1 protein-coding gene is annotated in these 238 nt (G+C 63.9%); it reads left to right on the forward strand.

The genetic code is table 11. The features are described 5' to 3' along the window. Positions 1-238 (forward strand): proline racemase family protein (locus EOD29_RS34875; RefSeq protein ID WP_164764097.1); only part of this gene is annotated, 238 nt, incomplete at both ends.

Consider the following 238-nt stretch of genomic DNA (forward strand, 5'->3'; position numbering starts at 1 on the left):
TGCCGAAGGCGAGCCCAACGATGTCATCACCGGCGGCGTCATCGACGTCCCTGGCAAGACGATGTTCGAAAAGGCGCGTTGGCTGGAGACAAAGGGCGACGACCTTCGGGCGTTCCTTCTCCACGAGCCGCGCGGCAAAGTCACACTCTGCACCAACCTCGTCCTGCCCTCGTCCCACCCGGACGCCCAGATGGGGTACGTGATCATCGAGCCGACATCGGCGGATAGGATGCCGGCT

The organism is Mesorhizobium sp. M1A.T.Ca.IN.004.03.1.1, assembly GCF_003997555.1.
Lineage (GTDB): Bacteria > Pseudomonadota > Alphaproteobacteria > Rhizobiales > Rhizobiaceae > Mesorhizobium.